We start from the raw sequence: 26,242 nt of genomic DNA, 5'->3' as shown, positions 1-26,242 counted from the left end.
CTTCCCTGCGGCGGCAGATTATCGTACTGGCCTACTGAAACGTTTTTCGGAGCCTGTCCATGAGTGATGCCCACAACGCCTTGATCAGTCGTTTTTATCAGGCCTTCCAACGCCTGGACGCCGAAGCCATGAGCGCTTGCTACACCGACGACGTGCTGTTCAGCGACCCGGCGTTCGGCGAGCTGCGCGGGCGCGATGCCGGCGACATGTGGCGCATGCTGACGACCCGGGCCAAGGATTTTTCCCTGACCTTCGATAACGTGCGCAGCGATGAGCGTACCGGTGGTGCTCATTGGGTGGCGACGTACTTGTTCAGCCAGACCGGCAACGTCGTGATCAATGACATTCAGGCGCGCTTCGTTTTTCGCGACGGCAAGATCTGCGAGCACCACGACAGCTTCGATCTGTGGCGCTGGTCTCGCCAGGCATTAGGTGCCAAGGGCCTGTTGCTGGGCTGGACACCACTGGTGCGCAACGCCGTCAGGGCCCAGGCGCTCAAGGGGCTGCGGGCGTTCCAGGCCAGTCGCTGATAAGATCGCGGCTTGTCTTTGCCGATCTGTTGAACATCTAGTGACGACCGCCACCCCCTCTCCCGATCTGCCTGCACAAGGCCCAACCGAAGCGGACAAACCCTGGTTTGTCTACCTGGTGCGGGCCGCCAACGGCTCGCTGTACTGCGGCATCAGTGATGACCCGGTGCGGCGTTTCGCCAAGCATCAAAGCGGCAAGGGGGCACGCTTCTTCCTGTCCAGCCCGGCAGTGGCTTTGGTGTACACCGAGGCCTGTCGCGACAAGGGCGAGGCCCTGCGCCAGGAGCGGCTGATCAAAAAACTCAAGAAAAGCGCCAAGGAATGCCTGGTGGCCAGTGCGCTGTCGCTCGATCAGCCGGGCTGATAGGCCTTTATCAGGCCGGTAGGCTGTCTCGATCAGGCGCGCTAAGCTGTAGGACTTCATTCCTGCAGTGGCTAATCTCATGTCAGAGCTGATCCTTCATCATTACCCAACGTCTCCTTTCGCGGAAAAAGCCCGGCTGCTGCTGGGCTTCAAGGGGCTGTCCTGGCGTTCGGTGAGCATCCCGCCGATGATGCCCAAGCCTGACCTGACGGCGCTGACGGGTGGTTACCGCAAGACGCCGGTATTGCAGGTCGGCGCGGATATCTATTGCGATACGTCGCTGATGGCCCGCCGCCTGGAGCAGGAAAAAGCCTCGCCGGCACTGTTCCCCGAAGGCCGGGAAATGCTTGCCGCGTCCTTTGCGGCCTGGGCCGATTCGGTGGTGTTCCAGCATACGGTGAGCCTGGTGTTCCAGCCGGAGTCGGTGGCGGTGCGGTTCGCCAAGCTATCGCCCGAAGCGATCAAGGCGTTCATCAGTGATCGTGCCGGGCTGTTCAGTGGCGGCACGACTACACGCTTGGCCGCCGAGCAGGCCAAGCACCAATGGCCGACGATCATGGCCCGGCTGGAGCAACAGTTGCAGCGTGAGGAGGGCGATTTCCTGTTGGGTGATCCGTCGATTGCCGACTTCGCCATGGCCCATCCGCTGTGGTTCCTCAAGGGCACTCCGGTCACTTCGTCGCTGGTGGATGCGTATCCGGCTGTCTCGGCCTGGCTGGCGCGGGTGTTGGGTTTCGGCCATGGTGCCTCGAGCCAGATGAGCGCCGAAGAAGCCTTGGACGTTGCCCGCAACGCTACGCCGGCAGCGCTGCCGGATGAGGCATTCGACGATCCGAACGGGTTCATGACAGGGCAACAGGTGAGTATCGCTGCGACCGACTATGGCGTCGATCCGGTGGTCGGGGAGTTGTTGTTTGCTGGCAGCGAAGAATTGATTCTGCGTCGCGAAGACGCGCGGGGCGGGGTGGTGCATGTGCACTTTCCGCGGTTTGGCTTCCGGATCGAAGCTCGATGAACAACGAATGACCCTGTGGGAGCGAGCTTGCTCGCGATGGCGCCAGATCAGTCGATATTGATGTTGAATATCGGTCCGTTATCGCGAGCAAGCTCGCTCCCACAGGGGCAGTGTGTGGTTCACTGGATCTGCGTTTGCCGCCAATCACTGTGCGTGAGCGAGCTTGCTCGCGATGAGGCCCTCATACCTATATCGCGGACAACGCCCTGAGAATATTCTCCGGCTCATACCCACGAATCAACGTGCCGTTCACGTCCAGGATCGGAATCCCTCGACCGCCTAGAGCCTCATAGGCCTTGCGCGCCTGGATGTCCTTTTCGATATCGAACTCGCGAAACGGCACGCCTTTCTCATCCAGGAACCGCCGGGTTGCCTTGCAGTAGCCGCACCAGTCGGTGGCATACAGCACGACGCGGGCGTTGCTGCGAACCTGCTCGGAAACCATCTGTGACGGGTTGAACACCCGCTCGATCTTGCCCCAGTTCTGATAGGCCACCACCACCAGCAGAATCAGCAGGAATTTCTTCAGCACCCCACCAAACATCAATTGCGACGTTTGAGCTGGTCGGTCAGCGACGTGGGCAGGCCCTTGATGATCAGCGTGCCGGCCTCTTCGTCGTACTCGATCTTGGAGCCCAGCAAGTGCGCTTCGAAGCTGATGGACAAGCCCTCGGCGCGGCCGGTGAAGCGGCGGAACTGGTTGAGGGTGCGTTTATCCGCCGGGATTTCCGGCGACAACCCGTAGTCCTTGTTGCGGATGTGATCGTAGAAGGCTTTCGGGCGATCTTCATCGATCAGCCCGGACAGTTCTTCCAGGCCCATCGGCTCGCCGAGCTTGGCCTGGCTGCTGGCGTAGTCGACCAGGGTCTTGGTCTTTTCCCGGGCATCGTCTTCCGGCAGGTCTTCGCTTTCGACGAAGTCACTGAAGGCCTTGAGCAGGGTGCGGGTCTCACCGGGGCCGTCGACACCTTCCTGGCAGCCGATGAAGTCACGGAAGTATTCCGAGACCTTCTTGCCGTTCTTGCCCTTGATGAACGAGATGTACTGCTTCGATTGCTTGTTGTTCTGCCATTCCGACACGTTGATCCGCGCCGCCAGGTGCAACTGGCCCAGGTCCAGGTGGCGGGACGGGGTCACGTCCAGCTCATCGGTCACCGCCACGCCTTCGCTATGGTGCAGCAGGGCGATGGCCAGGTAGTCGGTCATGCCTTGCTGGTAATGCGCAAACAGCACGTGGCCGCCCACCGACAGGTTGGACTCTTCCATCAGCTTTTGCAGGTGTTCCACCGCCACGCGACTGAAGGCGGTGAAGTCCTTGCCGCCGTCCAGGTACTCCTTAAGCCAGCCGCTGAACGGATGCGCCCCGGACTCGGCATGAAAAAAGCCCCAGGCCTTGCCTTGCTTGGCGTTATAGCTCTCGTTGAGGTCGGCGAGCATGTTCTCGATGGCCGAGGACTCTGCCAGTTCGGAGTCGCGGGCATGGAGCACTGCTGGGGTGCCGTCGGGTTTTTTGTCGATCAGGTGGACGATGCAATGACGGATCGGCATGGATTTCTCGGCTGTTGAAAGAGAGGAGGGCGCGCTCCCCGAAAAAGGGCCCAGTGTACCGCAATCACTGGTTTTGGAACCCGGCAAAGGCCCTTTCAGACCCGTCCGACACCCTATATGCATTTTTTTAACGTTTTAGCGCAAGAAAGCTGACCAAATGGGTAGCTAGAGGCGGATATTTCAGAGGCGTTGTGCTAGTTTTGCCCGGTCTTACGCGAAGTCACTGCGTTAAGCGTGCATTCAGCATCTGTCAGGTCGAACCAAACCCGGTTTTCGGCATCTATTACCCCGATCCGTCGCGGTGATTGCCGAGGGTGCCTGATCAAGAGAGATCGGGCTCGATGGCTGACACTGCACTCTGCAATCCATATGAATTTGATAGGGAAGGAACACTACATGGCTCTTACTAAAGACCAACTGATCGCTGATTTGGCTGAATCTGTAGACGCACCAAAAGCTACCGTGCGTTCGCTGCTGGACCAACTGGGCCAAGTCGTTGCCGATCAGCTGGAAAATGGCGGCGAAATCACTCTGCCAGGTGTTGGCAAGCTGAAAGTCACCGAGCGTCCTGCCCGTACCGGCCGCAACCCTTCGACTGGCGCTGCCATCGAAATCGCTGCCAAGAAAGTGATCAAGCTGGTTGTGGCCAAAGGCCTGACCGACGCGGTCAACAAGTAAGACCGCAGTAAAAAAAACCGTGCCTCGGAGCGATCCGGGCACGGTTTTTTATTGCCTTGAAACCACCTGTAGGAGCTGCCGAGTGAAGCGAGGCTGCGATCTTTCCCCTGGCAGTTGAATCTCAAGTGAAAGATCAAAAGATCGCAGCCTCGCTTCGCTCGGCAGCTCCTACAGTAGAGCAGCGTCTTTCTAATCCTTGCGAACCCAACGCGACTGGCGCCAGGCTTGTTGCTGGGCCTCGGTCTGGAAGGTCCAGGCCACGAAACGACTCTGCTTCTGGCCCTGGGACATCTCCACCACCTGGCTGTGCAGCGCCCCGGCCTTTTTCAGCGCGGCTTGAATCGCCGGCAGGTTCGACGCTTTCGACACCAGGGTGCTGAACCACAGCACTTGCCCGGCCAACTGCGCGCTTTCGCCGATCAGTTGCGTCACGAACCGGGCTTCCCCGCCCTCGCACCACAACTCCGCAGCCTGACCGCCGAAATTCAGCACCGGCAGCTTGCGCTTCGGATCGGCCTTGCCCAGTGCCCGCCACTTGCGCTGGCTGCCCTTGGTGGCTTCCTCCAGGGACGCATGGAACGGCGGGTTGCACATCGTCAGGTCGAACCGTTCGCCATCCTCCAACAGGCCCAGGAGGATCTGCTTGCGGTTGGCTTGCTGGCGCAACTGGATGGCCTTGTTCAAACCATTGGATTGGACGATGGCCTTGGCCGAGGCGATGGCCGTCGGGTCGATCTCCGAACCGAGGAAGTGCCAGCGGTAGTCGCTGTAGCCGATCAACGGATAGACGCAGTTGGCGCCGGTGCCGATGTCCAGCACCTTGACTGCCGCCCCGCGGGGGATTTCACCGGCGTTGTGGCTGGCGAGCAAATCGGCGAGAAAGTGCACATAGTCCGCCCGACCTGGCACCGGCGGGCACAGGTAGTCGGCCGGAATATCCCAGTGGGCGATGCCATAGAAAGCTTTGAGCAGCGCCCGGTTGAACACCCGTACGGCTTCGGGGCTGGCAAAGTCGATGCTTTCCTTGCCGTAGGGGTTGATGATCACGAACTTTGCCAGTTCCGGCGTGCTCTTGATCAACGCTGGGAAGTCGTAGCGGCCCTGGTGGCGGTTGCGCGGATGCAGGCTGGCCTTCTCGCGCGGCGCCACGGTTTTAGCCGCTGGGGCGGGCTTGGGCTTCTGGCGGGCAGGTTTGGGTGTGCGGGGGGCGGTCATGGGCGAGTCGATTCGGGGATGGTTCAAAAAGTGGCGGGCATTGTCCCACATCCGGCCCGGTCTTGATGACTGCGCGATTTAAATGTGGGAGCGAGCTTGCTCGCGATAGCAGTTTGTCAGTTGGCATATGGGTTGGCTGACCCGCCGCTATCGCGAGCAAGCTCGCTCCCACAGGGGTTGCGGTACTTGAAAGGAAAGGGGTGGGCATAAAAAAGGAGGTCCAATAGGACCTCCTTTTTCATTGCGAACCGCCGTTACAGGCTGGAGATCCGCCCATGCTGCTCGGCCAGCTTGCCCAAGGCCTGTTCAGCCTCGGCCAGTTTGGCCCGTTCCTTCTCGATGACTTCGGCCGGCGCCTTGTCGACGAAGCCGGCGTTGGACAGCTTGCCGCCGACCCGCTGCACTTCGCCTTTGAGGCGCAGGATTTCCTTGTCCAGGCGCGCCAGTTCCGCGGCCTTGTCGATCAGGCCCGCCATCGGCACCAGCACTTCCATCTCGCCAACCAGGGCGGTGGCCGACAGTGGTGCTTCTTCGCCGGCGGCCAGGACCGTCACCGATTCAAGCTTCGCCAGTTTCTTGAGCAGCGCCTCGTTTTCGTTGAGGCGGCGCAGGTCTTCGGCGCTGGCGTTCTTCAGGAACAAGGCCAGTGGCTTGCCCGGGCCGATGTTCATTTCGGCGCGGATGTTACGCAGGCCGAGCATGAAGGTCTTGAGCCACTCGATGTCGTCTTCGGCCGCCGGATCGATGCGGCTTTCGTTGGCCACTGGCCAAGGTTGCAGCATGATCGTCTTGCCTTGGACGCCTGCCAGCGGTGCGATGCGCTGCCAGATTTCCTCGGTGATAAACGGCATGAACGGATGCGCCAGGCGCAGGGCCACTTCCAGTACGCGCACCAGGGTGCGACGGGTGCCGCGCTGGCGTTCGACCGGTGCGTTTTCGTCCCACAGCACCGGCTTGGACAGCTCCAGGTACCAGTCGCAATACTGGTTCCAGATGAACTCGTACAAGGCTTGCGCGGCCAGGTCGAAACGGAACTGATCGAGCTGGCGGGTCACTTCGGCTTCGGTGCGTTGCAACTGCGAAATGATCCAGCGATCGGCCAGGGTCAGCTCAAAGGCTTCGCCGTTCTGGCCGCAGTCTTCGCCTTTGTCCAGCACGTAGCGCGCGGCGTTCCAGATCTTGTTGCAGAAGTTGCGATAGCCTTCGACGCGGCCCATGTCGAACTTGATGTCGCGACCGGTGGACGCCAGTGAGCAGAAGGTGAAGCGCAGGGCGTCGGTGCCGTAGCTGGCGATGCCCTCGGCGAATTCTTCGCGGGTGGCTTTCTCGATTTTCTTCGCCAGTTTCGGCTGCATCAGGCCGGAGGTGCGTTTCTGCACCAGGGTTTCCAGGTCGATGCCGTCGATGATGTCCAGCGGGTCGAGGACGTTGCCCTTGGACTTGGACATCTTCTGGCCCTGGCCGTCGCGCACCAGGCCGTGGACGTAGACGGTCTTGAACGGCACTTGCGGCGTGCCGTCTTCGTTCTTCATCAGGTGCATGGTCATCATGATCATCCGGGCGACCCAGAAGAAAATGATGTCGAAGCCGGTGACCAGCACGTCGGTGGAGTGGAATTTCTTCAGGAACTCGGTCTGCTGCGGCCAGCCCAGTGTCGAGAAGGTCCACAGGCCCGAGCTGAACCAGGTGTCGAGGACGTCGTTGTCCTGCGCCAGGGCAACGTCCGGGCCGAGGTTGTGCTTGGCGCGGACTTCGGCTTCATCGCGGCCGACATAGACCTTGCCCGACTCGTCGTACCAGGCCGGAATGCGATGGCCCCACCACAGCTGGCGGCTGATGCACCAATCCTGGATGTCGCGCATCCACGAGAAGTACATGTTTTCGTATTGCTTGGGCACGAACTGGATGCGGCCGTCTTCCACGGCGGCAATCGCAGGTTCAGCCAGCGGCTTGGTGGACACGTACCACTGGTCGGTCAACCACGGTTCGATGATGGTGCCGGAGCGGTCGCCTTTCGGGACTTTCAGGGCATGGTCGTCGACGCTGACCAGCAGGCCGGCGGCATCGAATGCCGCGACGATCTGCTTGCGTGCTTCGAAGCGGTCCAGGCCGGCGTATTCGGCCGGGATCTGGCCGTCGACGCTTTCGTTCAGCGTGCCGTCAAGGTTGAATGCCTGGGCTGCCGGCAATATGTTGGCGTTCTTGTCGAAGATGTTCAGCAGCGGCAGGTTGTGGCGCTTGCCGACTTCGTAGTCGTTGAAGTCGTGGGCCGGGGTGATTTTCACGCAGCCGGTGCCGAATTCAGGGTCGCAGTAGTCGTCGCCGATGATCGGGATACGACGGCCAACCAGCGGCAGTTCGACGAACTTGCCGATCAGCGCCTGGTAGCGTTCATCGTTCGGGTTCACCGCCACGGCGGAGTCGCCCAGCATGGTTTCCGGACGCGTGGTGGCAACGATCAGGTAATCCTTGCCTTCGGCGGTCTTGGCGCCGTCGGCCAGAGGGTACTTCAGGTTCCACAGGAAACCTTTCTCGTCATGGTTCTCCACTTCGAGGTCGGAAATGGCCGTGTGCAACTTGGTGTCCCAGTTGACCAGGCGCTTGCCGCGATAGATCAGCCCGTCTTCGTGCAGGCGCACGAAGGCTTCCTTCACCGCTTCCGAGAGACCGTCGTCCATGGTGAAGCGTTCGCGGCTCCAGTCCACGGACGAGCCGAGGCGACGGATCTGGCGGCTGATGTTGCCACCGGACTCGTCTTTCCATTCCCAGACTTTCTCGAGGAATTTCTCGCGACCCAGGTCATGGCGATTCTGGCCCTGGGCTTCGAGGCGGCGTTCCACCAGCATCTGCGTGGCGATACCAGCGTGGTCGGTGCCCGGCTGCCACAAGGTGTTGCGACCTTGCATGCGCCGGAAACGGATCAGCGCGTCCATGATTGCGTTGTTGAAACCGTGGCCCATGTGCAGGCTGCCAGTGACGTTTGGCGGCGGGATCATGATGGTGTAGGAATCGCCCGCGCCTTGCGGAGCGAAATAATTCTCGGACTCCCAGGTGTTGTACCAGGAAGTTTCAATGGCGTGCGGCTGGTAGGTCTTATCCATGCGCGGCGGGACCCTATTGGCATTTATTCAGGAAAAGCCGGGAAGTATAGCGGGCGGGGCTGGTGCAAGCCACATGCAGCAAGCTGGAAGCTTGGCAGATGGCTTGTGGGCGCAACGGAACGATGTGGGAGCGAGCTTGCTCGCGATAACGGCAGATCAGCAACATTGATGTTGACTGACACACGGCTATCGCGAGCAAGCTCGCTCCCACAAGGTATTCGGTGGTCAGTAAGTCTGGGGGTTACTCGTACTGGCTGAGCAACCGCTCCATCCGCGCATCCAGCCGACGCTTGATCTCGGTCTCGATGTGCGGGGCGAAGTCGTCGATGACGTCTTGCATGATCAGCTGCGCGGCAGCGCGCAGTTCGCTGTCCAGGTGCAGCAGGGCGTCGGGCCCTTTGGCTTCGGTCTTGGCAGCAGGCTTGGGTTCCGGCTGGCCGTTGATCGGGTCGAACAGCAGGGGGATCTGTTCGTCATGCACCGGCTCGTGCACGACCGTGTCGGTCAGCAGCGGCGGTTGCAGGTTGTCGTCGCCGAGCAGTTGGCGGATCGACTCGAGGTCATCCAGCAGGTGCGCGGGCTTTTGTGGCGGTTTTGGAGTGTCCATCGTAGGGCTCAGAGTCGCTGTAAACGGTGGTCTTGCAGAGGATAGCCCTGTTCGCGGTAGAAACGGAAACTCTCCCGCGCGGCTTGTCGGATGGCCGGGTCTTCGACCACCACTTCCGCCACACGGGCGAAGCGCTGGGCAAAGGCCGGTACTTTCAGGTCGAGGTTGACCAGCAGGTCCTGGTGCTGGCCGCAGTCATCCCCCAGCCCAAGCACGATCAACCCTTCGGGTTCGTTTTCGGCCGGGCCGTGGGGCACGAAGCTCTCGCCCTTGAAAGCCCACAAGCGTGCGTCCAGGTCCTCGCGCTGGGCGGCATCGCTGCAATGCAGGTAGATGCGGTGCCCCATGCGCCAGGCCTTTTCAACGAGCTTGCAGGCGAAATCCAGCCGCGCCGACGGGTCGGCGCTGGGCAGGATATAGAAATCGACTTTGGTCATTGCGGTTCCTGAGCCGCCGCTGACGCCACCCGAGGGTGACGCCAACGACGGTCATTGGTGTCAGGCCTTGGCGCGGTCCAGCAGGTACTGGGTCAGCAGGGGCACCGGACGACCGGTGGCGCCCTTGTCCTTGCCTCCGCTGGTCCACGCCGTGCCGGCGATGTCCAGGTGCGCCCAGTTCAGGTTCTTGGTAAAGCGCGACAGGAAGCAGGCTGCGGTGATGGTCCCGGCTTTCGGGCCGCCGATGTTGGCGATGTCGGCAAACGGGCTGTCCAGTTGTTCCTGGTACTCGTCGAACAGCGGCAACTGCCAGGCGCGGTCGTCGGCTTGTTGGCCGGCGCTGAGCAGTTGGCCGATCAGCTCGTCGTTGTTGCCCAGCAGGCCCGAGGTGTGGGAGCCGAGGGCGACGATGCAGGCGCCGGTCAGGGTCGCGATGTCGATCACTGCTTGCGGCTTGAAGCGCTCGGAGTAGGTGAGGGCATCGCACAGCACCAGGCGGCCTTCGGCGTCGGTATTGAGGATTTCCACGGTCTGGCCGCTCATGGTGGTGACGATGTCGCCTGGGCGCGAGGCCGTGCCGCTGGGCATGTTCTCGGCGCAGGCCAGGATGCACACCAGGTTGATCGGCAGTTGCAGTTCGAGCACGGCGCGCAGGGTGCCGAACACGCTCGCGGCGCCGCCCATGTCGTATTTCATCTCATCCATGCCAGCGCCCGGCTTGAGGCTGATGCCGCCGGTGTCGAAGGTGATGCCCTTGCCGACCAGTGCGTACGGCTTCTCGGATTTCTTGCCACCGTTGTATTGCATGACGATCAGGCGCGGTGGCTGGGCGCTGCCCTGGCCGACGGAGTAGAACGAACCCATGCCCAGGTCCTTGATTTTCTTCTCGTCGAAGACTTCGACCTTCAGGCCCTTGAATTCCTTGCCCAGTGCCTTGGCTTGTTCGCCGAGGAACGTTGGGTGGCAGATATTCGGTGGCAGGTTGCCCAGGTCGCGGGTGAACGCCATGCCGTTGGCAATCGCGGTGGCGTGGGTCACGGCACGCTGGACTTCAGCCTGGGCGGCCTTGATGGTCAGCACGGTGATTTTTTTCAGGGCGCGGGGTTCGGCTTTCTGGCTCTTGAACTGGTCGAACTGGTATTCGCCGTCTACCAGGGTTTCGGCCAGCAAGCGGTTCTTGCCGTAGCTGTCGCGGCCCTTGATCACCAATTCGTCCAACGCCAGGGCGGCCTCAGCGCCGCCAAGGCCCTTGAGGGTGCCCAGCACGCCGGCAATGATTTTACGGAACGGACGATCGCCCAGTTCAGCGTCCTTGCCCACGCCCACCAGCAGCACGCGCTCGGCCTTGAGATTGGGCAGGTTGTGCAGCAACAGGCTCTGGCCGACCTTGCCGGCCAGGTCGCCGCGCTTGAGTACGGCGCTGATGGCCCCGCCGCTCAGGGTATCGAGCTGGGTGGCGACTACGCCGAGCTTGCGGTTTTCACCGACGGCGACTACCAGTGTGGCGGTTTTCAACGTTTCTGGGCTGACGCTTTTTACAACCAGTTCCATGTCCGGATCCCTGAGTCAATGGTCAAGAGGCCAGGCGCCGACACAATGGCGCGCTGAGCGAGCTTCTTCTATATAAAAGAAGCGCCGGTGCTTGCCGGCGACAAAGGCCGCAGTTTGAACCCCGGCGCCCGAGCCTGACAACCCTCGACGGCGCTAACTTTTGGCTTTAAGCACCGGCTTAAAGCGTGCGAAGTGACAGGCGCCTCCAATCACAGGATAATGCGGCTCTTTTTTCGGCGGCTCGCGTTGGCGGGCCGACTCGATACGTTTCTTGTTTGGCCGCCTTAGCCTGACAACCCTGGAGTGTCTGGTTTGATCGTCTTTCGTTATCTATCCCGTGAAGTCCTGCTGACCCTGAGCGCCGTCAGCGCCGTGCTGCTGGTCATCATCATGAGCGGGCGCTTCATCAAATACCTCGCCCAGGCGGCCTCCGGCGCCCTGGACCCGGGCTCGCTGTTCCTGATCATGGGGTTCCGCCTGCCGGGCTTCTTGCAATTGATCCTGCCACTGGGGTTGTTCCTCGGCATCCTGCTGGCCTACGGGCGCTTGTACCTGGACAGCGAAATGACCGTGCTGTCGGCCACCGGCATGAGCCAACAGCGCCTGTTTCGCATGACGCTGTTCCCGGCCACGTTGGTGGCGCTGGTGGTGGCCTGGCTGAGCCTGAGCCTGGCCCCCCAGGGCGCCAACCAGTTCCAGTTGCTGATCAACCAGCAGGACGCCATGACCGAGTTCGACACCCTGGTGCCGGGGCGTTTCCAGGCCCTGCGCGACGGTACGCGGGTGACCTACACCGAACAGCTCTCGGACGACCGGATCGACCTGGGTGGCGTCTTCATTACCCAAAAGAACCTGTCTTCGGATACCAAGAAGGACCGCGGCATTTCCGTGCTGGTGGCCGAGAAGGGCCGGCAGGAAATCAGTCCCGACGGCAACCGCTACCTGATCCTGAAAAACGGCTATCGCTATGACGGCAAGCCGGGGCAGGCCGATTACCGGGCCATCCAGTACGACACCTATGGCGTGCTGTTGCCCAAGCCCGAGGTCAGCGACGAAGTCACTGATCGCGACGCGATGCCCACCGCCAGCCTGCTGGGCAACAAGGACATTCGTGCCCGTACCGAGCTGCAATGGCGCCTGTCCTTGCCGCTGCTGGTGTTTATCGTGACCCTCATGGCGGTCCCGCTGTCGCGGGTCAACCCGCGCCAGGGGCGTTTCCTCAAGCTGCTGCCGGCGATTCTTCTGTATATGGCTTACCTGACCATCCTGATTTCCGCTCGCGGTGCGTTGGAAAAAGGCAAGATCCCGCCAGCCTTGGGCCTGTGGTGGGTGCACTCGATCTTCCTGGCCATCGGCCTGGGGCTGCTCTATTGGGAGCCGCTACGCCTGAAGCTGGCCAGTCGTCGCAGCGCGCTGGAGGTGGCCCGTGGTTAAACTCGATCGCTACATCGGCAGCAGCGTGTTCATGGCGATCCTCGCGGTGCTGGGGATCATCCTCGGCCTGGCGACCCTGTTTGCCTTCATCGATGAAATGAGCGATGTCAGCGACACCTACACGCTGACGGACGTGGCGAGCTACGTGCTGCTGACGGCACCACGGCGTTTGTACGACATGCTGCCGATGGCCGCGCTGATCGGTTGCCTGATCGGCCTGGGCAGCCTGGCCAGCAACAGCGAGCTGACCATCATGCGCGCCGCCGGCGTGTCCATTGGTCGGATCGTCTGGGCGGTGATGAAGCCCATGCTGGTGTTGATGCTGGTGGGTGTGTTGATCGGCGAATACATCGCCCCAGCCACCGAAAATACTGCCCAGGCCAACCGTTCCCTGGCCCAGGGCGGCGGCGATGCGCAAAGCGCCAAGCACGGCCTGTGGCACCGCCAGGGCGACGAGTTCATCCATATCAACTCGGTCCAGCCCAACGGCATTCTGTACGGCGTGACCCGTTATCGCTTCGACGACCAGCGGCACATGCTGTCGTCGAGCTTTGCCAAGCGCGCCAATTTCGCCGAGGACCACTGGCAGTTGAGCGATGTCACGACCACCTTGTTCCATGACAAGCGCACCGAGGTGGTCGCCGCCCCGCAGGAGCGTTGGGACGTGTCGATCAGCCCGCAGCTGCTCAGCACCGTGGTGATGGCGCCTGAATCCCTGTCGATTACCGGCTTGTGGGGGTATATCCACTACCTGGCGGACCAGGGCTTGAATAACGGCCGCTACTGGCTGGCTTTTTGGGTCAAGGTGTTGCAGCCGTTGGTCACCGCCGCCCTGGTGTTGATGGCGATTTCCTTCATTTTCGGTCCGCTGCGTTCGGTGACCCTTGGCCAGCGGGTGTTTACCGGCGTACTGGTGGGCTTCACTTTCCGCATTGCCCAGGATCTGCTGGGGCCGTCGAGCCTGGTGTTCGGCTTCTCGCCGCTGTTTGCGGTGCTGGTGCCGGCCGGTGTCTGCGCGTTGGCCGGGCTCTGGCTGTTGCGTCGGGCCGGTTGATTGCACGTGTAGCGAGGGGGCTGTGGAAGCAAGGCTGTGTGGCAATCTGTGGGAGCAAGGCTTGCCCGCGATGAAGGCCCTGCGGTCTTTCATGGATCGGGGCGGCCGTTTCGCGAGCAAGCTTTGCTCCCACTCGCGCGGTGTATCAGGTACAATTCCCGGCTATTTTTCGGCGGGCTATGCCTGCAGCCTTTTTGAGTGTTGATCCGTGAGTGATTTGAGTCATATCCGCAATTTCTCCATCATCGCCCACATTGACCATGGCAAGTCGACGCTGGCCGATCGCTTCATCCAGATGTGCGGCGGCCTGGCCGAGCGTGAAATGGAAGCCCAGGTCCTGGACTCCATGGACCTGGAGCGTGAACGCGGGATCACCATCAAGGCCCACAGCGTTACCCTCTACTACAAGGCCCGCGACGGCATCACCTATCAGCTGAACTTCATCGATACCCCAGGCCACGTCGACTTCACCTATGAAGTCAGCCGGTCGCTGGCGGCCTGCGAAGGTGCGCTGCTGGTGGTCGATGCCGGCCAGGGCGTCGAAGCCCAGTCGGTTGCCAACTGCTACACGGCCATCGAGCAGGGCCTGGAAGTCATGCCGGTACTGAACAAGATCGACCTGCCCCAGGCCGATCCGGACCGCGTGAAGGAAGAAATCGAGAAAATCATCGGCATCGATGCCACCGACGCTGTCACCTGCAGTGCCAAGACCGGCCTGGGCGTGGACGAAGTGCTCGAGCGCCTGGTGCACACCATTCCCGCACCGACCGGCAACATCGAAGATCCGCTGCAAGCGTTGATCATCGACTCCTGGTTCGACAACTACCTGGGCGTGGTGTCCCTGGTTCGCGTGCGCCATGGCCGCGTGAAGAAGGGCGACAAGATCCTGGTCAAGTCCACCGGCAAGATCCACCTGGTGGACAGCGTCGGTGTATTCAACCCGAAACACACCGCCACCGTAGACCTGAAGGCCGGTGAAGTGGGCTTCATCATCGCCGGTATCAAGGACATCCACGGGGCGCCGGTCGGCGACACCCTGACCTTGAGCTCCACCCCCGACGTCGATGTGCTGCCAGGTTTCAAACGCATCCAGCCGCAGGTCTATGCCGGCCTGTTCCCGGTCAGCTCCGACGACTTCGAGGATTTCCGCGAAGCCCTGCAAAAGCTGACCCTGAACGACTCGTCCCTGCAATACACCCCGGAAAGCTCCGATGCCCTGGGCTTCGGCTTCCGCTGCGGGTTCCTGGGCATGTTGCACATGGAAATCATCCAGGAGCGCCTGGAGCGCGAATACGACCTGGACCTGATTACCACGGCACCGACCGTAATCTTCGAGCTGCTGCTCAAGAACGGCGAAACCATCTACGTCGACAACCCGTCCAAGCTGCCGGACCTGTCGGCCATCGAAGACATGCGCGAACCGATCGTGCGGGCCAACATCCTTGTGCCTCAGGAGCACCTGGGCAACGTCATTACGTTGTGCATCGAGAAGCGTGGCGTACAACATGACATGCTGTTCCTCGGCACGCAGGTCCAGGTGACCTACGACCTGCCGATGAACGAGGTGGTACTGGACTTCTTCGACCGCCTCAAATCCACCAGTCGCGGTTATGCTTCGCTGGACTATCATTTCGATCGCTACCAATCGGCTAATCTGGTGAAGCTGGATGTGCTGATCAACGGTGAGAAAGTCGATGCCCTGGCATTGATCGTGCACCGTGACAACGCGCACTACAAAGGTCGTGCATTGACCGAGAAGATGAAGGAACTGATTCCGCGGCAGATGTTCGATGTGGCAATCCAGGCCGCCATTGGCGGGCAGATTGTGGCGCGTACAACCGTCAAGGCGCTCAGAAAGAACGTATTGGCCAAATGCTACGGTGGCGACGTCAGCCGTAAGCGCAAGCTGTTGGAAAAGCAGAAGGCCGGTAAAAAACGCATGAAGCAGGTCGGTAACGTGGAAATTCCACAGGAAGCCTTCCTTGCGGTGCTCAGGTTGGATAGTTAGGTCCTATGTCGCTAAATTTCCCGCTGTTGCTGGTTATCGCCGTGTTTGTCTGCGGCCTGTTGGCGTTGCTTGATCTGTTGTTCCTGGCGCCTCGGCGCCGGGCGGCCATCGCCTCTTATCAGGGCAGCGTCAGCCAGCCTGATGGTGTAGTGGTCGAAAAGCTCAACAAGGAACCGCTGCTGGTCGAGTACGGCAAGTCGTTCTTCCCGGTGCTGTTCATCGTGCTGGTGCTGCGCTCGTTCCTGGTGGAGCCTTTCCAGATTCCGTCCGGCTCGATGAAGCCGACCCTGGACGTGGGCGACTTCATCCTGGTGAACAAGTTCTCCTACGGGATCCGCCTGCCGGTGATCGACAAGAAAGTCATCGAAGTCGGTGACCCGCAACGCGGCGATGTCATGGTGTTCCGCTTCCCGAGCGACCCGAACGTCAACTACATCAAGCGTGTCGTCGGCCTGCCGGGCGACACGGTTCGCTACACCGCCGACAAGCGCCTGTTCGTCAATGGTGAATCGGTGGCCGAACAGTTGCTCGGCTCCGAGCCGGGTACGCTGGGCAGTGCCGAGCTCTACCGGGAAAAACTCGGCGAGGCCGAGCACCTGATCCGCAAGGAAATGAGCCGCTACCGCGCTACACCGGACCATTCGTGGACCGTACCGGCGGGGCACTACTTCATGATGGGCGACAACCGCGACAACTCCAACGACAGCCGGTACTGGGATGATCCGAACATTCCCAAGGACCTGCTGGGCATGGTCCCGGACCGGAACATCGTCGGCAAGGCCTTTGCGGTCTGGATGAGCTGGCCGGAACCCAAACTCAGTCACCTGCCGAATTTCTCGCGGGTTGGCCTGATCAAGTAATCACCCACGGCGCTGTTGAACACAGCGCCGAATGCTTTTCTGGAGCCTGCGCAAGGTTGCCCGAAGGCATGAAGCCAACGATAGTCAGGACGTATTTTTGAACACAGCGTTAATTGTCCCAAGCCAACGGCGCCTTGCCGCCGTGGCGGTGGAATCCAGCCACGAACTCAGCGTGGGTAAACCGTGAGCGTTTCTCTAAGTCGTCTCGAGCGTCAGCTCGGCTACACCTTCAAGGATCAGGACCTGATGCTCCTGGCCCTCACTCACCGCAGTTTTGCCGGGCGCAACAACGAACGCCTGGAATTCCTCGGTGATGCCATCCTCAACTTCGTGGCCGGCGAGGCGCTGTTCGAGCGTTTCCCGCTGGCCCGCGAAGGCCAGTTGTCGCGTTTGCGCGCACGATTGGTAAAAGGTGAGACCCTGGCCGTACTGGCCCGTGGTTTCGACCTGGGCGACTACCTGCGCCTGGGTTCCGGTGAGTTGAAAAGCGGCGGTTTCCGTCGTGAGTCGATCCTGGCCGATGCCCTGGAAGCGTTGATTGGCGCGATCTACCTGGATGCGGGCATGGAAATGGCGCGCGAACGCGTGCTGGCCTGGCTGACCTCCGAGATCGACAGCCTCACGCTGGTGGACACCAACAAGGATCCGAAGACCCGTTTGCAGGAATTCCTGCAATCGCGCAGTTGCGAGCTACCGCGCTACGAAGTCGTGGATATCCAGGGTGAGCCGCATTGCCGTACCTTCTTCGTCGAATGCGAAGTGGTCCTATTGAATGAAAAAAGCCGGGGTCAGGGTGTGAGTCGTCGTATTGCCGAACAGGTAGCGGCCGCCGCAGCACTGATTGCCCTGGGTGTGGAGAATGGCAATGACTGATACAACCGTCACCCGCTGCGGCTATGTCGCCATTGTCGGTCGGCCGAACGTGGGCAAGTCCACGCTGCTGAACCACATCCTGGGCCAGAAGCTGGCGATCACCTCGCGCAAGCCCCAGACCACCCGCCACAACATGCTGGGCATCAAGACCGAAGGCGCCGTGCAGGCGATCTACGTCGACACCCCGGGCATGCACAAGGGCGGCGAAAAGGCCCTGAACCGCTACATGAACAAGACTGCCTCGGCGGCGTTGAAAGACGTCGACGTGGTGATCTTCGTGGTCGACCGCACCAAGTGGACCGAAGAGGACCAGATGGTCCTCGAGCGCGTCCAGTACGTGACAGGTCCCTTGATCGTGGCGCTGAACAAGACCGATCGCATCGAAGACAAGGCTGACCTGATGCCGCACCTGACCTGGTTGCAGGAACAGTTGCCGAACGCCCAGATCATCCCGATCTCTGCCCAGCACGGCCATAACCTCGACGCGCTGGAGCGGGTGATTACCGAACACCTGCCGGAAAACGATCATTTCTTCCCCGAAGACCAGATCACTGACCGCAGCAGCCGTTTCCTCGCCGCCGAGCTGGTGCGTGAGAAAATCATGCGTCAGATGGGTGCCGAGTTGCCCTACCAGATCACGGTCGAGATCGAAGAGTTCAAGCAGCAGGGCAAGACCCTGCACATTCATGCATTGATCCTCGTCGAACGTGACGGCCAGAAGAAAATCATCATTGGCGACAAGGGCGAGCGCATCAAGCGCATCGGCACCGAGGCGCGCAAGGACATGGAGCTGCTGTTCGACTCCAAGATCATGCTCAACCTGTGGGTCAAGGTGAAGGGTGGCTGGTCCGACGACGAGCGGGCGTTGCGTTCGTTGGGTTACGGCGACCTCTGATCAGCTGACTGGATGTACCGAGAACCATTGTGGGAGCGAGCTTGCTCGCGATGAGGGCCTGATGTTCAACATGGATGTTGACTGACAGACCGCTATCGCGAGCAAGCTCGCTCCCACATTGGTTTGGGGCTGTTTAAAACTCTGCTCGTCCATTGAGAACTCTGATTCCCATGCCCCCAACCCAACCCACCGGCCAATCCGCCTACGTCCTCCACAGCCGCGCCTACCGCGAAAGCAGCGCCCTGGTGGACTTCCTCACGCCGCAAGGGCGGCTGCGGGCGGTGTTGCGTGGGGCGCGGGGCAAGGCCGGGACGCTGGCGCGGCCGTTCGTGCCGCTGGAAGTCGAATTCCGTGGCCGGGGCGAGTTGAAAAATGTCGGGCGCATGGAAAGCAATGGCGTCGCGGCGTGGCTCAACGGCGAGGCATTGTTCAGCGGCTTGTACCTCAATGAACTGCTGATCCGCCTGCTGCCCGCCGAAGATCCCCACCCGGCCGTCTTCGACCACTACGCCGCCACGCTGCTGGCCCTGGCTGAAGGCCGGCCGCTGGAGCCGCTGCTGCGCTCCTTCGAATGGCGTCTGCTGGATGACCTGGGCTACGGCTTCGCCCTGAACACTGACCTGCACGGCGAACCCATTGCGGCGGACGGTCTTTACCGCTTACAGGTGGATGCCGGCCTGGAGCAGGTCTACCTGTTGCAACCGGGGCTGTTCAACGGTGCCGAGCTGCTGGCGATGGCCGAGGCCGACTGGAGTGCGCCAGGCGCCTTGTCGGCAGCCAAGCGGCTGATGCGCCAGGCCCTGGCCGTGCATCTGGGCGGGCGGCCACTGGTCAGTCGCGAGTTGTTTCGCAAGCCCTGATCAACCCGTATGCTGTGGGCCGACTATTCGTCCATTCAGGAGCCTTTTCGTGAGCACCAGCAATCGCATTCTTCTCGGCGTGAACATCGACCATGTCGCCACCCTGCGCCAGGCCCGCGGTACGCGTTACCCGGATCCGGTCAAGGCCGCATTGGACGCGGAAGAGGCGGGCGCCGACGGCATCACCGTTCACCTGCGTGAAGACCGTCGTCACATCCAGGAGCGTGACGTGCTGCTGCTCAAGGATGTGCTGCAAACCCGCATGAACTTCGAAATGGGCGTGACCGAAGAAATGATGGCGTTCGCCGAGCTCATCCGCCCGGCGCACATCTGCCTGGTGCCGGAGACGCGCCAGGAACTGACCACCGAAGGCGGCCTCGACGTGGCGGGGCAGGAGGCGCGGATCAGCTTGGCAGTGGAGCGCCTGTCGAAGATCGGCGCCGAGGTATCGCTGTTCATTGATGCCGACGAACGACAGATCGAGGCGTCCAAGCGTGTTGGCGCGCCAGCCATCGAGCTGCACACGGGTCGTTACGCCGATGCCGTGACCCCCACGGACGTAGCCGACGAGCTGCAGCGAGTCGCTGACGGCGTCGCCTTCGGCCTGGCCCAGGGCTTGATCGTCAACGCCGGCCATGGCCTGCATTACCACAACGTCGAAGCCGTCGCGGCCATCAAGGGCATCAACGAGCTGAATATCGGCCACGCGCTGGTGGCCCATGCGTTGTTCGTCGGGTTCAAGTCGGCTGTGTCGGAAATGAAAGCGCTGATCCTGGCTGCCGCCAAGTCCTGAGCCCATCCCATAAAGCTTACTTAAGGCTTGCCTGATCCATTGTGGCGAGGGAGCTTGCTCCCGCTGGGCCGGTCCGACGCTTCGGGCGAAGCGGCCCCCAAGATTTTGCGGTCGCTACGCAACCGAGCGGGAGCAAGCTCCCTCGCCACGGGTTCATCTCACAGCATCAGAAGTTGTGTACAGCTTATAGCTGCGGGGATTCCTGGTTAGGCTTGCTCTTGTCGACACCCGGCACGTGCAGGTTGCCCTCGGCCACCTGGTTGCCTTCGAGCTGCGGCTGCGTCACCCAGGTGAGGATGTCGTAGTAGCGACGGATGTTCGCCACGAAATGCACCGGCTCGCCGCCTCGGGCGTAGCCATAGCGGGTCTTGCTGTACCACTGTTTCTGCGACAGGCGCGGCAGGATCTTTTTCACATCCAGCCACTTGTTCGGGTTCAGCCCTTCCTTGGCCGCCAGTTTGCGGGCGTCGTCCAGGTGACCGCTGCCCACGTTATAGGCGGCGAGGGCGAACCAGGTGCGGTCGGGCTCCTGGATGCTTTCGTCCAGTTGGTCCTTCATGTAGGCCAGGTACTTGGCGCCGCCCATGATGCTTTGCTTCGGATCCAGGCGGTTGGACACGCCCATGGCCTGGGCCGTGTTCTGGGTCAGCATCATCAGGCCGCGCACGCCGGTCTTGGACGTGACCGCCGGTTGCCACAACGATTCCTGATAGCCGATCGCGGCCAGCAGGCGCCAATCGACTTTCTCTTGCTTGGCGTAGGCCTTGAAGTGCTGTTCGTATTTGGGCAGGCGTTGCTGCAAATGCTGGGCGAACGTGGTGGCGCCCATGTAGCCGAGGACATCGACGTGCCCGTAATAGCGGTCTTTGAGGCGCTGCAGGGTGCCGTTCTTCTGCACCTTGTCCAGATAGCTGTTGATCTCGTTGAGCAGGCTGTTGTCCTCGCCGGGGGCGACCGCCCAACTCTGGCTGCGGGCATCGCCCAGGTCGAAAGCCACGCGCACGTTGGGGAAGTACACCTGGTTCATCGCCACTTCGTTGGAGTCCACCAGCGTCAGGTCGATCTGGCCCTCGTCGACCATGCGCAGCAGGTCGACAACCTCGACTGCGTCGGACTCTTCGTATTCGATGCCCGGGTACTGCTGTTTAAGCTGTGCCAGTTGTTCGGCGTGAGTGCTGCCCTTGAGCACCATGATCTTTTTGCCGGCCAAGGCGGCGGCGTCGGTGGGGCGTGACTGGCCGTTGCGGTAGATGATCTGCGGGGTGACTTCCAGGTAGGAGCGGGAAAACCGTACCTGCTTCTTGCGCTGTTCGCTGCTGACCAGGCCCGCGGCCGCGAGTACCGGACCGTTGGGCTTGCCGATCTGGCTGAACAGGTCGTCGAGGTTGTCGGCGGTCTCTATCTTCAGTTCCACCCCCAAATCGTCGGCGAAACGCTTCACCAGCTCGTATTCGAAGCCGGTTTCACCGTTACGATCCTCAAAGTAGGTGGCGGGGCTGTTTCGGGTAACCACCCGCAGCACGCCATCCTCCTTTACGCGCTCCAGTGTGTTGGGTTTCTCAACACAACCACTGAGCACCAGGAAGAGTCCGGTTGCGATCAGCCATCTGGCATATCGCGGACGCAAAGCCGTTGGGGAAAACATCTGCGCAGTATACGCAAACGGCCCCTACCGCCATATCTCGACAGCAAAAGGCCAGTCTGCTAGCCATTGCAAAACATGTCCGCAGCACCGGCCGGCCGGGGTGCGCAGGGCTTTGCGTGGCTGAAAAATATCTCTGCGAAAACCTTGGCGCGGGTGTCCAATAGCGCCGTGCGCGCAAAGACCGACATTCGGCCAGCACTGCGCGTGCCGTTTCGGGTGCCGTTGCCGGCGGTTTAGGCTAGAATGCACGGCCTCAAAGCACACCCCTTCCCGAGGCTGTCCCGAAGATGTTGATCCTGCGCGGCGCTCCTGCCCTTTCTGCCTTTCGCCACAGCAAACTCCTTGAGCAACTGAGCCAGAAGGTTCCGGCTGTCAGTGGCTTGTATGCTGAATTCGCTCACTTCGCCGAAGTCACCGGCGGTTTGACCGGCGACGAACAGCAGGTGCTCGCGCGCCTTCTGAAGTACGGTCCCAGTGTTCCTGTCCAGGAGCCGGCCGGACGCCTGTTCCTGGTACTGCCGCGTTTCGGCACCATTTCGCCGTGGTCGAGCAAGGCCAGCGACATCGCCCGCAACTGCGGCCTGGCGAAAATCCAGCGCCTGGAGCGTGGTATTGCCTTTTATGTCGCCGGTGAGTTCAGCGAGGCCGAGGCCCAACTGATCGCCGACGGCCTGCATGACCGCATGACCCAGGTCGTGCTGGGCAACCTGGAGCAGGCCGCCGGCCTGTTCAGCCACGCCGAACCCAAGCCACTGACCGCTATCGACGTACTGGGCGGCGGCCGTGCCGCGCTGGAAAAAGCCAACGTCGAGCTGGGCCTGGCCCTGGCCGAAGACGAGATCGATTACCTGGTCAGCGCCTTCCAGGGCTTGAAGCGCAACCCGCACGACATCGAACTGATGATGTTCGCCCAGGCCAACTCCGAGCACTGCCGCCACAAGATCTTCAACGCCAGTTGGGACATTGACGGCCAGGACCAGGAAAAAAGCCTGTTCGGCATGATCAAGAACACCTACCAGATGCACAACGAAGGTGTGCTGTCGGCCTACAAGGACAACGCGGCGGTGATCGTCGGCAACGTTGCCGGTCGTTTCTACCCGAACCCTGAGACCCGCCAGTACGGTGCGGTCCAGGAGCCGGTGCACATCCTCATGAAGGTCGAGACCCACAACCACCCGACCGCGATTGCCCCGTTCCCGGGCGCGTCCACCGGTTCCGGTGGCGAGATCCGCGACGAAGGCGCCACCGGGCGCGGTGCCAAGCCCAAGGCCGGCCTGACCGGCTTCACCGTGTCGAACCTGCAGATACCGGGCTTTGAACAGCCGTGGGAAAAGCCGTACGGCAAGCCAGAGCGCATCGTCAACGCCCTCGACATCATGATCGAAGGCCCCCTGGGGGGCGCGGCGTTCAACAACGAATTCGGCCGTCCGGCCCTGACCGGCTATTTCCGTACCTTCGAACAGTCCATCACCACCCCGCGTGGTGAGGAAGTCCGTGGTTACCACAAGCCGATCATGCTCGCTGGCGGCATGGGCAACATCCGCGCCGAACACGTGCAGAAAGGCGAGATCCTGGTCGGCTCCAAGCTGATCGTCCTCGGTGGCCCGGCCATGCTCATCGGCCTGGGTGGCGGCGCCGCTTCCTCCATGGCTACCGGCACCAGCTCGGCAGACCTGGACTTCGCCTCGGTCCAGCGGGAAAACCCGGAAATGGAACGCCGTTGCCAGGAAGTCATCGACCGTTGCTGGCAGTTGGGTGAACACAACCCCATCAGCTTCATCCATGACGTCGGTGCGGGCGGCCTGTCCAACGCCTTCCCGGAACTGGTCAATGACGGTGGCCGCGGTGGCCGCTTCGAACTGCGCAACATTCCAAACGACGAGCCGGGCATGGCCCCGCACGAAATCTGGAGCAACGAATCCCAGGAGCGTTACGTCCTGGCGGTCGGCCCGGCCGACTTCGAACGTTTCCAGGCCATTTGCGAGCGCGAGCGCTGCCCGTTTGCGGTAGTGGGTGAAGCGACCGCCGAGCCGCAACTGACCGTCACCGACAGCCATTTCGGCAACAGCCCGGTGGACATGCCGCTGGAAGTGCTGCTGGGCAAGGCCCCGCGCATGCACCGTTCGGCCGTTCGCGAAGCAGAGCTGGGCGACGATTTCGATCCGTCGACCCTCGATGTCGCCGAGTCCATCGAGCGCGTGCTGCATCACCCGGCCGTGGCGAGCAAGAGCTTTCTGATCACCATCGGCGACCGCACCATCACCGGCCTTGTGGCCCGTGACCAGATGGTTGGCCCGTGGCAGGTGCCGGTGGCTGACGTTGCCGTGACCGCCACCAGCTTCGACGTCTACACCGGTGAAGCCATGGCGATGGGTGAGCGCACGCCGCTGGCACTGCTGGACGCCCCGGCGTCGGGCCGCATGGCGATCGGCGAGACCCTGACCAACATCGTGGCTTCGCGCATTGGCAAGATTTCCGACATCAAGCTGTCGGCCAACTGGATGTCCGCCGCCGGTCACCCGGGTGAAGACGCCCGTCTGTACGACACCGTCAAGGCCGTCGGCATGGAGCTGTGCCCTGAGCTGGGCATCACCATTCCGGTGGGCAAGGACTCCATGTCCATGGCCACGCGCTGGAACGACGAAGGCGTGGACAAGAGCGTGACCTCGCCGCTGTCGCTGATCGTGACCGGTTTCGCCCCGGTCACCGACATCCGCCAGACCCTGACCCCGCAACTGCGCATGGACAAGGGCACCACCGACCTGATCCTGATCGACCTGGGCCGTGGCCAGAACCGCATGGGCGCCTCGATCCTGGCCCAGGTGCATGGCAAGCTCGGCTCGCAAGCGCCGGACGTCGACGATGCCGAAGACCTGAAGGCGTTCTTCGCCGTCATCCAGGGTCTCAACGCCGACGGTCACCTGCTGGCCTACCACGACCGTTCCGACGGCGGTTTGCTGACCACCGTGGTGGAAATGGCCTTTGCCGGCCACTGCGGCCTGAGCCTGACCCTCGACAGCGTTGCCGAGTCCAAGGCCGAAATCCCGGCCATCCTGTTCAACGAAGAGTTGGGCGCGGTGATCCAGGTTCGCCAGGACGCCACCCCGGACATCCTCGCCCAGTTCAGCGCGGCTGGCCTGGCCGACTGCGTCTCGGTGATCGGCCAGCCGATCAACAACGCCCACATCAACATCACCTTCAACGGCGACACCGTCTTCGAAGGCCAGCGTAGCCTGTTGCAGCGCCAGTGGGCGGAAACCAGCTACCAGATCCAGCGCCTGCGCGACAACGCCGACTGCGCCGAGCAGGAATTCGACGCGCTGCTGGAAGAAGACAACCCGGGCCTGAGCGCCAAGCTAAGCTACGACGTCAACGAAAATGTGGCCGCGCCTTACATCAAGAAGGGCATTCGCCCACAAGTGGCGGTCCTGCGCGAGCAGGGCGTCAACGGTCAGGTGGAAATGGCGGCAGCGTTCGACCGCGCCGGTTTCAACGCGATCGACGTGCACATGAGCGACATCCTCGCTGGTCGTGTCGACCTGAACGACTTCAAGGGCATGGTCGCTTGTGGCGGTTTCTCCTACGGTGACGTGTTGGGTGCCGGTGAAGGCTGGGCCAAGTCGGCGCTGTTCAACAGCCGCGCCCGCGATGCGTTCCAGGGTTTCTTCGAACGCACCGACAGCTTCACCCTCGGCGTGTGCAACGGTTGCCAGATGATGTCCAACCTGCACGAGCTGATCCCGGGCAGCGAGTTCTGGCCGCACTTCGTGCGTAACCGTTCCGAGCAGTTCGAAGCCCGCGTGGCGATGGTCCAGGTGCAGGAGTCGAATTCGATCTTCCTGCAGGGCATGGCCGGTTCGCGCATGCCGATCGCCATCGCCCACGGCGAAGGCCACGCGGAATTCGAAAGCGAAGAAGCGCTGCTCGAAGCCGACTTGTCCGGTTGCGTGTCGCTGCGTTTCGTCGACAACCACGGCAAGGTCACCGAAACCTACCCGGCCAACCCGAACGGCTCGCCGCGCGGGATCACCGGCCTGACCAGCCGCGACGGCCGCGTCACGATCATGATGCCGCACCCGGAGCGTGTGTTCCGCGCGGTGCAGAACTCGTGGCGCTCGGATGACTGGAACGAAGACGCACCTTGGATGCGCATGTTCCGCAACGCGCGCGTCTGGGTGAACTAAGGCGGTGTACAAGCTCTGCTTCTTCGTCCCGGCCAGCCATCTGGACGTGGTCAAAAGCGCCGTATTCGCTGCCGGTGGCGGGCGAATCGGCGACTATGAGCACTGCGCCTGGCAAGTGTTGGGCCTGGGCCAGTTTCGCCCTCTGGACGGCAGCCAGCCGTTCATTGGCGAGGCGGGGCAGGTTGAGCAGGTCGAGGAGTGGAAGGTGGAGCTTGTCGTTGCTGATGAGTTGATTCGTGCGGTGGTGGTGGCTTTGAAGCTCAGCCATCCCTATGAGACGCCGGCGTATGAGGTGTGGCGGTTGGAGGATTTTTGATCTTCCTGCGCTTGAATCGCTTGAATCGCTAAATGAAAAACCCGCTGAGTGGATCAGCGGGTTTTTTATTGGGTGTGGGTTTTGTGTGTATATCCGTTGTTGCGGTCACGGCTGCTTAGGGTTCCGCTCTTACAGCGGGTCACTTTTGGAAGAGCGCCAAAAGTAACCAAAAGCGCTTTGCCCCACCACTCGGTGCCTCGCTTAGGCTCGGCATGCCCTCACTCCGGCATTGCTCCGTGGGCCGCCGCGAAGGGCCATCCATGGCCCAGGCCCA

Annotated in this window: 22 protein-coding genes; 14 read left to right on the top strand and 8 right to left on the bottom strand. The window is 61.7% G+C overall.

The features are described from left to right. Nucleotides 1–59: 59 nt before the first annotated feature. The 3 genes from AB4Z20_RS20095 (at nucleotide 60) to AB4Z20_RS20085 (ending at nucleotide 1,909) form a co-directional block, all read left to right on the top strand. Nucleotides 60–530, top strand: coding sequence for a nuclear transport factor 2 family protein (locus tag AB4Z20_RS20095; protein WP_063324522.1), 471 nt, complete (start codon nucleotides 60–62; stop codon nucleotides 528–530). 40 nt (nucleotides 531–570) lie between these two features. Next, nucleotides 571–894, top strand: coding sequence for a GIY-YIG nuclease family protein (locus AB4Z20_RS20090; protein WP_253477800.1), 324 nt, complete (start codon nucleotides 571–573; stop codon nucleotides 892–894). A gap of 79 nt (nucleotides 895–973) precedes the next feature. Then, complete coding sequence (locus AB4Z20_RS20085) at nucleotides 974–1,909, top strand: glutathione S-transferase family protein (protein WP_253477797.1); 936 nt, start codon at nucleotides 974–976, stop codon at nucleotides 1,907–1,909. 187 nt (nucleotides 1,910–2,096) lie between these two features. Here the strand turns inward: AB4Z20_RS20085 and AB4Z20_RS20080 are convergent, their stop codons facing one another. Both AB4Z20_RS20080 and yejK read right to left on the bottom strand, forming a co-directional pair. Next, entirely contained in the window at nucleotides 2,097–2,453 is a 357-nt protein-coding gene (locus AB4Z20_RS20080) for a glutaredoxin family protein (protein WP_253477794.1), read from the bottom strand. Next, entirely contained in the window at nucleotides 2,453–3,457 is a 1,005-nt protein-coding gene (gene yejK, locus AB4Z20_RS20075; protein WP_253477790.1) for a nucleoid-associated protein YejK, read from the bottom strand. The genes AB4Z20_RS20080 and yejK overlap by 1 nt, the downstream gene beginning before the upstream one ends. A 396-nt stretch (nucleotides 3,458–3,853) precedes the next feature. Here yejK and AB4Z20_RS20070 point away from each other — a divergent pair, with 396 nt between their 5' ends. Beyond that, complete coding sequence (locus tag AB4Z20_RS20070) at nucleotides 3,854–4,135, top strand: HU family DNA-binding protein (protein ID WP_003205289.1); 282 nt, start codon at nucleotides 3,854–3,856, stop codon at nucleotides 4,133–4,135. A gap of 189 nt (nucleotides 4,136–4,324) precedes the next feature. Here the strand turns inward: AB4Z20_RS20070 and rlmF are convergent, their stop codons facing one another. The 5 genes from rlmF to AB4Z20_RS20045 form a co-directional block, all read right to left on the bottom strand. Continuing rightward, the gene (gene rlmF / locus AB4Z20_RS20065; protein ID WP_442090481.1) at nucleotides 4,325–5,350 is read right to left on the bottom strand and encodes a 23S rRNA (adenine(1618)-N(6))-methyltransferase RlmF; all 1,026 of its coding nucleotides are present in this window, start codon (nucleotides 5,348–5,350) and stop codon (nucleotides 4,325–4,327) included. Between the two features lie 254 nt (nucleotides 5,351–5,604). Next, complete coding sequence (locus AB4Z20_RS20060) at nucleotides 5,605–8,451, bottom strand: valine--tRNA ligase (protein ID WP_253477785.1); 2,847 nt, start codon at nucleotides 8,449–8,451, stop codon at nucleotides 5,605–5,607. Between the two features lie 241 nt (nucleotides 8,452–8,692). Next, nucleotides 8,693–9,058 carry a DNA polymerase III subunit chi gene (locus AB4Z20_RS20055; protein ID WP_214512403.1) on the bottom strand — a complete coding sequence of 122 codons (366 nt, stop codon included), beginning with the start codon at nucleotides 9,056–9,058 and terminating at the stop codon, nucleotides 8,693–8,695. Nucleotides 9,059–9,066: 8 nt separating this feature from the next. Further along, entirely contained in the window at nucleotides 9,067–9,495 is a 429-nt protein-coding gene (locus tag AB4Z20_RS20050; RefSeq protein ID WP_014340012.1) for a DNA polymerase III subunit chi, read from the bottom strand. A 60-nt stretch (nucleotides 9,496–9,555) separates the two neighbouring features. Continuing rightward, nucleotides 9,556–11,046, bottom strand: a complete 1,491-nt coding sequence (locus AB4Z20_RS20045; protein ID WP_253477761.1) for a leucyl aminopeptidase — start codon at nucleotides 11,044–11,046, stop codon at nucleotides 9,556–9,558. Between the two features lie 312 nt (nucleotides 11,047–11,358). Here AB4Z20_RS20045 and lptF point away from each other — a divergent pair, with 312 nt between their 5' ends. From lptF to pdxJ, 8 genes are all read left to right on the top strand, one after another. Then, nucleotides 11,359–12,480: an LPS export ABC transporter permease LptF gene (gene lptF / locus AB4Z20_RS20040; protein WP_214512406.1), complete on the top strand. Its 1,122-nt coding sequence runs from the start codon at nucleotides 11,359–11,361 to the stop codon at nucleotides 12,478–12,480. After that, on the top strand, nucleotides 12,473–13,534 hold the full coding sequence (gene lptG / locus AB4Z20_RS20035) for an LPS export ABC transporter permease LptG (RefSeq protein WP_060740808.1): 1,062 nt from the start codon (nucleotides 12,473–12,475) through the stop codon (nucleotides 13,532–13,534). The genes lptF and lptG overlap by 8 nt, the downstream gene beginning before the upstream one ends. Nucleotides 13,535–13,742: 208 nt before the next feature. Next, the gene (gene lepA / locus AB4Z20_RS20030) at nucleotides 13,743–15,542 is read left to right on the top strand and encodes a translation elongation factor 4 (RefSeq protein WP_003205274.1); all 1,800 of its coding nucleotides are present in this window, start codon (nucleotides 13,743–13,745) and stop codon (nucleotides 15,540–15,542) included. A gap of 5 nt (nucleotides 15,543–15,547) precedes the next feature. Continuing rightward, nucleotides 15,548–16,402 (top strand): signal peptidase I, encoded by an 855-nt coding sequence (lepB, locus tag AB4Z20_RS20025; protein WP_003205272.1) that lies wholly within the window; start codon nucleotides 15,548–15,550, stop codon nucleotides 16,400–16,402. Between the two features lie 183 nt (nucleotides 16,403–16,585). Then, nucleotides 16,586–17,275 carry a ribonuclease III gene (rnc, locus tag AB4Z20_RS20020; protein WP_003205268.1) on the top strand — a complete coding sequence of 230 codons (690 nt, stop codon included), beginning with the start codon at nucleotides 16,586–16,588 and terminating at the stop codon, nucleotides 17,273–17,275. Further along, nucleotides 17,268–18,170 carry a GTPase Era gene (era, locus tag AB4Z20_RS20015; protein ID WP_442090480.1) on the top strand — a complete coding sequence of 301 codons (903 nt, stop codon included), beginning with the start codon at nucleotides 17,268–17,270 and terminating at the stop codon, nucleotides 18,168–18,170. Before rnc ends, era begins: the two co-directional genes overlap by 8 nt. A 170-nt stretch (nucleotides 18,171–18,340) precedes the next feature. Further along, on the top strand, nucleotides 18,341–19,030 hold the full coding sequence (gene recO, locus AB4Z20_RS20010) for a DNA repair protein RecO (protein WP_003205262.1): 690 nt from the start codon (nucleotides 18,341–18,343) through the stop codon (nucleotides 19,028–19,030). A 49-nt stretch (nucleotides 19,031–19,079) separates the two neighbouring features. Next, nucleotides 19,080–19,823 (top strand): pyridoxine 5'-phosphate synthase, encoded by a 744-nt coding sequence (gene pdxJ / locus AB4Z20_RS20005; protein ID WP_442090479.1) that lies wholly within the window; start codon nucleotides 19,080–19,082, stop codon nucleotides 19,821–19,823. 184 nt (nucleotides 19,824–20,007) lie between these two features. On the opposite strand, the gene mltF is transcribed toward pdxJ, so the two are convergent. Further along, nucleotides 20,008–21,468 (bottom strand): membrane-bound lytic murein transglycosylase MltF, encoded by a 1,461-nt coding sequence (gene mltF, locus AB4Z20_RS20000; RefSeq protein WP_072345608.1) that lies wholly within the window; start codon nucleotides 21,466–21,468, stop codon nucleotides 20,008–20,010. A gap of 287 nt (nucleotides 21,469–21,755) precedes the next feature. Between mltF and purL the strand changes: the two genes are divergently transcribed. Together purL and AB4Z20_RS19990 are read left to right on the top strand one after the other, a co-directional pair. After that, nucleotides 21,756–25,652, top strand: coding sequence for a phosphoribosylformylglycinamidine synthase (gene purL, locus AB4Z20_RS19995; protein ID WP_442090478.1), 3,897 nt, complete (start codon nucleotides 21,756–21,758; stop codon nucleotides 25,650–25,652). Between the two features lie 4 nt (nucleotides 25,653–25,656). Continuing rightward, nucleotides 25,657–25,968: a Nif3-like dinuclear metal center hexameric protein gene (locus tag AB4Z20_RS19990; protein ID WP_046064858.1), complete on the top strand. Its 312-nt coding sequence runs from the start codon at nucleotides 25,657–25,659 to the stop codon at nucleotides 25,966–25,968. The last annotated feature ends 274 nt before the right edge of the window (nucleotides 25,969–26,242 follow it).

Origin of the sequence: Pseudomonas sp. KB_12 (assembly GCF_052114545.1) — a bacterium.
GTDB lineage: Bacteria > Pseudomonadota > Gammaproteobacteria > Pseudomonadales > Pseudomonadaceae > Aquipseudomonas > Aquipseudomonas brassicacearum.
Note: the sequence above shows the minus strand (reverse complement) of the source record. Positions and strands in the feature narration are given on the sequence as shown.